The sequence below is a fragment of the Gammaproteobacteria bacterium genome, assembly GCA_022340215.1.
Lineage (GTDB): Bacteria > Pseudomonadota > Gammaproteobacteria > JAJDOJ01 > JAJDOJ01 > JAJDOJ01.
Map to the genome: position 1 here is coordinate 1 of JAJDOJ010000081.1, position 6,510 is coordinate 6,510.

Consider the following 6,510-nt stretch of genomic DNA (forward strand, 5'->3'; position numbering starts at 1 on the left):
CGGCCGAGACGCTTTATCATCCGTCTGCTCAACAGCCAGGAGGATGCGGAGGCCGTTCACGATCTGTACATCCGTCGGCACATGGTGCCGCCGGACAGCGAGTTCATCTGGGAACACCGTGCCTCCCGCCTGCTGACCTACCTGCTGGCGGTGGACGCCGAAAACGGGCAAATACTCGGGGCCGTGATGGGGGTGGACCACAAGACCGCGTTCGGCGACTCCGAACGCGGGACCAGTCTCTGGGCCCTGGTCGCAGATCCCCAGGCCACCACACCCGGTATCGGGCAGGCCCTGGTGCGTCAGCTCGCCGAGCACTATCAGGCGCGCGGCCGTGCCTACATGGACCTGTCGGTGCTGCACGACAACCAACAGGCGATCCGCCTCTACCGGAAACTCGGATTCGAGCGCGTGCCGGTCTTCGCCCTCAAGCACAAGAACCCCCATAACGAACCGCTGTTCATCGGCACGGAGACCGGTGAAGGCCTGAACCCGTACGCACGCATCATCATCCGCGAGGCGCAGAGGCGCGGCATCTACGTCGAGATCCTCGACGAGGAGGCAGCCTATTTCGAGCTCAGCTTCGGCGGCCGCAGCATCGTGTGCCGCGAATCGCTGAGCGAGCTCACCACTGCGATCGCCATGAGCCGTTGCGACGACAAGGCGACGACGCACCGCGTGTTGTGCCAGGCGGGGTTGCGCGTTCCGGTGCAGCACACGGTTGAGAACCTTGAGCAGGCGCAGGCCTTTATGGAGAAACATGAATCCGTGGTCGTGAAACCGGCTCGCGGCGAGCAAGGGGCGGGCATCAGCGTGGACGTGCGTGATACGGATACGTTACGCGTCGCGATCGAGCTGGCAAAGGCGACCTGCGAAACCGTGATCCTGGAGGTATTCGTCAGCGGAGACGACCTGCGCATCATTGTCATCGGCAATGAGGTGGTTGCGGCCGCCGTCCGCAGGCCCGCCCAGGTCATCGGTAACGGTTCGGACCCGGTCAGGACGCTGATCGAAAAGCAAAGCCGCCGCAGGGCGGCCGTCACGGGTGGAGCGAGCCGGATCCCGCTGGATCGCGAAACCGACCGCTGCGTCAAAGAGGCAGGTTACTCGATGGATGCGGTCCTGGCGGAAGGTGAACGCCTGGTAGTACGCAAGACTGCGAACCTGCACACCGGTGGCACGATTCACGACGTGACCGACCGGCTCCACCCGACGCTGGGAAAGGCCGCCGTCGACGCGGCCCGGGCACTGCACATCCCGGTCACGGGTCTCGATTTCATCGTTCCAGCGGTGGACGAGCCGGAGTACGTCATCATCGAGGCGAATGAGCGTCCGGGACTCGCGAATCACGAGCCCCAGCCCACCGCGGAACGCTTCATCGATCTGTTGTTTCCGCAGACCGCAGTCCGCTGAAGCGGCACTGCACTCAAGGTCATGAAAAAGCTGCCGATCGACCAGACCTACGTCCTCGATACCCTGGTGAACCTGCTGCGAATCCCCGGTCCCAGTGGCTACACCGATCGCGTCGTGCACTTCATGTGCGATCGGCTCGAAGACCTCGACGTCGAATATGAACTCACTCGACGGGGCGCCATACGCGCCACGCTGAAGGGCGAGCACAGCAGTCCGGACCGGGCGGTGGTGGCGCATCTCGATACCCTGGGCGCCATGGTCAAGGGCCTGAAGCCCAACGGGCGTGTCGAGGTGGTGCCGGTGGGACACTGGAACGCCCGTTTCGCTGAAGGCGCGAGGGTCACGCTGTTCGCGGATTTCCGCAGCTACCGTGGCACACTGCTGCCCCTGAAGGCCTCGGGTCATACCTTCGCCGCCGAGGTCGACGAGCAACCGTCGAGCTGGGGCAACCTGGAGATGCGGATCGACGAGCGCTGCCACAGCCTCGAGGACCTCTTGCGGCTGGGGATTCACATCGGTGACTTCATCGCGGTGGACGCCCAGACCGATATCATGGAAAACGGCTTCATCGTCTCGCGTCATCTCGACGATAAGGCTGGCGTGGCCGTGCTGCTCGGGGCCGTCAAGGCCATCGTCGAGTCGGATGTCACCCTACCCCTGGACTGCCACCCGCTGTTCACCATCTCCGAGGAGGTGGGATCCGGGGCCTCGGCGATCCTGCACGGTGACGTCGCCGAGATGCTGACCCTGGACAACGGCACCACGGCGCCGGGACAGAACTCCAGTGAATACGGGGTCACCATCAGCATGGCCGATATGAGCGGTCCGTTCGACTACCATCTGACCCACCGCCTCCTGCAGCTCTGCCAGGAATTCGAGATCCCGCACCAGCGGGACATCTTCCGCTACTACCGCTCCGATAGCGCCGCCGCGGTCGAGGCCGGCAACGATCTGCGCACGGCGCTGGCGACGTTCGGCGTCGATGCCTCGCACGGCTGGGAGCGGATCCACTGGGACGCTTTGCAGTCGCTCGCCGAACTGGTCGTCGTCTATATGCAGTCTCCGCCCCTGTACGAGCGTGACCGCACCCCGCGTGGACCGCATACCGGGTTTCCGACCATGCCGGGCTGAGCAAAAAGCAGCCTTCTCAAAGGGAGCGGGCAGTGGACCACAGCGGCATCGATCTGCCGTTCCTATTTCTCGACGACCACCTGGCGGCGGTCCACAAACCCGCGGGTCTGCTGGTCGACACGACCTGGGGCAAATCGGCCCATAACCGCCTCTTTCGAAAGTTGTTCGGAAATGAAGGGTTGCTGCTGGCGGCGACCGGACTGGGACTTGCTCATCCCCTGGCCGGACGGTCGTTGCGCATCGACGCGCTGCCGGATATGACGTTCCAGCGGGTCGTCGATGCGCTCGGGTGGGGACCGGCGAGCGAGAATTCGTTCTGGATAAGCCGCCATGGTTGAACTATGTTTCTATCTTCAGTATCCGGGTATCTTTCTTAACTTGGCAGGGGAGCAGGGTAATGAGCGAACAAAATCCATATTCACCGCCGACTGCAGAGGTCGCGGATCAGGCGGGCACCGGTAATCGGGAGTTGCGAGAACCGCGAACCGTCGCCGCGGGACGCGGATGGGGCTGGATCTCCGAGGGGTTCGGTTACTTCGGCTCCGCGTGGGCGGTGTGGATCGGAATCGTCGTGATCTGGGCGATCATTACCATCGTGCTGTCCCTGATTCCCATCGTCTCGCTGTTGACGACCCTGCTCTCTGCGATATTCATGGGTGGAGTGATGATGGGCTGCCGTGCCCAGGACGACGGGGACGGCCTGCGGATCGGACACCTGTTCGCGGGGTTTCAGCAGCGGTTCGCTCCCCTGCTCGGGCTCGGTGGTTTCTATTTGCTCGGTGTGATCCTGATCGGTTTCGTGTTCATGGGCGTCATGATGGGAACGGGTGGGATGGAGGCGCTGGAGGCCATCGAGGAGGCCGAGACTGCCGGCGGGCAGATCGATCCGGAGGTTCTAGGCAGCGGCTTGCTGATCGGCGCCCTGGTGGCGATGCTGCTTTTCATTCCGCTGATCATGGCCTTCTGGTTCGCGCCGGCACTCGTCGCCCTGCACGAGGTCGGTGTGGTGCAGTCCATGAAGCTGAGTGTTCAGGGGTGCGTCAGGAACATCGTTCCGTTCCTGCTCTACGGAGTTGTCCTGATCGTCCTCGGCTTGATCGCATCGATCCCTCTCATGCTGGGATGGCTGGTGCTCTCGCCTGTCGTGATCGCGTCGATCTATGCCGCGTACAAGGACATCTTCCTGTATGAATAGACAGGGGGTTCCGGTACTGTTAGCTGATAGGAGGGTAGGTCGGGTTACGCTGCGCTAACCCGACATTCAGGTCCGATCTTCGTTGTCCCGATAAAACGTTTCCAATTCATCGAGCAGTTCGTTCCTTCGTCCGCTGTTCAGGAATGCGGCCTGGAACCCGTTCAGGGCCAGGCCGTAGATCTCTTCCCGGGACAAAGCGAACGCCTCCTGCACCGCAAGAAGGTTCTCGGCGACGTAGCCGCCGAAATAGGCGGGGTCGTCCGAGTTGACGGTGACACAGAGCCCGCGGTCCATCAGTTCCCTGATGTTGTGCGCCTTCATGTCGTCGAAGACGCGTAGCTTGACGTTGGATAGGGGACAGACGGTCAGCGGAATGCGCTCCCCGCGCAGCCGTCTGACCAGTTCCGGGTCTTCGGTACAGCGCACGCCGTGATCGATTCGCGACACGCCGAGTCGGTCCAGGGCTTCGGCGATGTAGGCGGGCGGCCCTTCCTCGCCTGCGTGGGCCACGGTGAAAAATCCTTCCGCCCGCGCGCGATCGAACACCGACGCGAACCTGCCGGGTGGATTGCCCCGCTCGGAGGAATCGAGACCCACCGCGACGATCCGGTCCTTCCATGGCAGCGCCTGCTTCAGCGTCTTCAGCGCGGCCTCGGCGCTCAGGTGTCGGAGGAAGCACAGGATGAGCCGGCTGGAGAGCCCGAATCTGTCCCGCGCGTCCACCAGTGCGCCGTGAATACCGGTGATTACGGTTTCGAACGGGATACCCCGGTCGGTATGGGTCTGCGGATCGAAGAAGATCTCCGTGTGCCGGACGTTCTGCCTCTGCGCCCGCTCCAGATAGGCCCAGGTCAGGTCATAGAAGTCCCGTTCCTCGATCAGGACCCGGGCACCCTCGTAGTAGATATCCAGAAACGACTGGAGGTCGGTGAACCGGTAGGCGGCACGGACCTCTTCGACCGAGGAGAAGCCCAACCGAATCCCGTTGCGCGTGGCCAGCTCGAACATGAGTTCGGGCTCGAGCGATCCCTCGATATGAATATGCAGCTCGGCCTTGGGAATGTCCCTGATGAATGCCTGCATCGCCGGACTCCTGGTATTCATGGTGATCTGACGTGCTAATGCTACCGAGGCGGCGTTGACACGACTCCCGCCGGGCTGCCGAAATGAACACCACCGGGGGCATGGACACAACACCGCGTCAGTCGAATTCGCCCCGTTTCGACCTCTTTCGTTTTTTTACCGGGTTGTGTACCGGAGGGATCGACTTGACGTAACGGGCCAGCGCCGCGAGGTCATCCTTGCCCAGTTGGCTGAGGCCCTCGTCGATGACCTCGGCCATCAGGCTGCCCGCGTAGTCGCCGCCGGGGTCCATGCCCGTCTCGAGATAATAGGCGATGTCGTCCTCGCTCCATTTTCCGATCCCCGTGTCGCGGTCCGACGTGATATTCGGGACGGTCTCCCCTTCGGGTCCGGCCGTCGTGCCGGCGTTCGTCATGTCGCTATCGAGTCCCCCGGTAAAGTCCCGTGGGGTGTGGCACTCACCGCAGTGCGAGAGCGCCTCGGCGAGATAGGCCCCGCGATTCCACTGTTCGCTCCGTGCCGGGTCGTCGAGATATTTCCCGGGGGTGAAATTGAGCCAGTTCCAGGCCATGACGAGCGGACGGTACGAGAGGTACCAGGGCAGTTCATGGTTGCGGTTCGACTGCGAGACCGGGGGTACGGTGTCGAGATAGGCCTTCAGCGCCGTGATGTCGTCGCGATGCATTTTCGTGTACGCGGTATAGGGGAAGGCGGGATAGTAGTTCTCCCCGTCCGGAGAGATCCCATGGGTCAACGCCCTGGTGAGTTCCGCTTCGGACCAGTCGCCGATACCGAACTCGGGGTCGGGTGTGATGTTGGGGGTATAGAAGGTGCCGAAGGGGGTCTCCATCGCACGCCCGCCGGCAAGAAAGGCGCCGTCGTTGTCCTCATCCGTGTGGCAGGCCGCGCAACCCGCGGCTCGGAACACGCGCTCGCCTCGCTGCGCCAGGTCGCTCTGCCCGGCGATCGCTGCAGATGAGGATAGCGGCACGCAGGCAAAGACGTGCAGGATCGCGAGAACGCGTCGATCCACGGCGGTTTCTGCGGTTTCTTATAGAACGCGTTATTCCTCTTCGGCCCGGAATTCCTTGTGACAGCCCTTGCAGGCCTCCGACATGTCCTTGAAGGCCTTCTGAATCGCCTTGTCGTCGCCGGATTCGGACGCCTTCAGCAATGCGGCGGCCTCGGTATCGGCCTTGTTCGCGGCCTTCTTGAACGCGTCCCAGTCCTCCCAGATCTTCTCCAGCGCGTCGGTCTCGCCGAAATCGGAGCCCTCGGGAAACATCGACGGGATGTCGCGGGTCGTCGAGGTCAGGGCCTGTGCAAACGCCTTGAAGTCGTCGTCCCGGTTCTTGACCTTGCCACGCACGACCTGCGACATGGCGGTCATCAGGCCGCCCTGCGCCTTCATGACCCCCTGGCGATACTTGACGATGGCATCCGGGTCGTCCTCCGCGGCCGCGACTACGGCAAGGGAACCCAGGGCGATCAGCAGGCCGATGGTTGCAATCCGGTTGTTCCTCGGGATCATGGCGCCTCTCCTCCTCATGCGATTTCTGTAGATTCTGTATTGCCGCGATAATCATACAAGACTCGGCCGCAAACGCCGACATCCCGTTATGCCCGTTCAATGGGGTCAGACTCGATTGATAGATGGCTATCAATCGAGTCTGACCCCATTGAACGGATGG

At 62.7% G+C, this 6,510-nt stretch carries 7 protein-coding genes; 4 read left to right on the plus strand and 3 right to left on the minus strand.

The features are described from left to right. The 4 genes from ngg to LJE91_05945 form a co-directional block, all read left to right on the plus strand. Positions 1-1,410: N-acetylglutaminylglutamine synthetase (ngg, locus tag LJE91_05930; GenBank protein ID MCG6868273.1), on the plus strand; the 1,410-nt coding region annotated here is incomplete at its 5' end. A gap of 21 nt (positions 1,411-1,431) precedes the next feature. Continuing rightward, positions 1,432-2,541 (plus strand): osmoprotectant NAGGN system M42 family peptidase, encoded by a 1,110-nt coding sequence (locus tag LJE91_05935; GenBank protein MCG6868274.1) that lies wholly within the window; start codon positions 1,432-1,434, stop codon positions 2,539-2,541. 32 nt (positions 2,542-2,573) lie between these two features. Beyond that, entirely contained in the window at positions 2,574-2,879 is a 306-nt protein-coding gene (locus tag LJE91_05940; protein ID MCG6868275.1) for a hypothetical protein, read from the plus strand. Between the two features lie 59 nt (positions 2,880-2,938). Continuing rightward, positions 2,939-3,736, plus strand: a complete 798-nt coding sequence (locus LJE91_05945) for a hypothetical protein (GenBank protein ID MCG6868276.1) — start codon at positions 2,939-2,941, stop codon at positions 3,734-3,736. Between the two features lie 66 nt (positions 3,737-3,802). On the opposite strand, the gene LJE91_05950 is transcribed toward LJE91_05945, so the two are convergent. The 3 genes from LJE91_05950 to LJE91_05960 all read right to left on the minus strand — a co-directional run bounded on the left by LJE91_05950 (position 3,803) and on the right by LJE91_05960 (position 6,350). Next, on the minus strand, positions 3,803-4,819 hold the full coding sequence (locus LJE91_05950; GenBank protein MCG6868277.1) for an adenosine deaminase: 1,017 nt from the start codon (positions 4,817-4,819) through the stop codon (positions 3,803-3,805). Positions 4,820-4,937: 118 nt separating this feature from the next. Continuing rightward, a complete protein-coding gene (locus LJE91_05955; protein MCG6868278.1) occupies positions 4,938-5,852 on the minus strand; it encodes a cytochrome c in 915 nt (304 codons plus the stop codon). Positions 5,853-5,882: 30 nt separating this feature from the next. Further along, complete coding sequence (locus LJE91_05960; protein MCG6868279.1) at positions 5,883-6,350, minus strand: cytochrome c; 468 nt, start codon at positions 6,348-6,350, stop codon at positions 5,883-5,885. Positions 6,351-6,510: the final 160 nt, after the last annotated feature.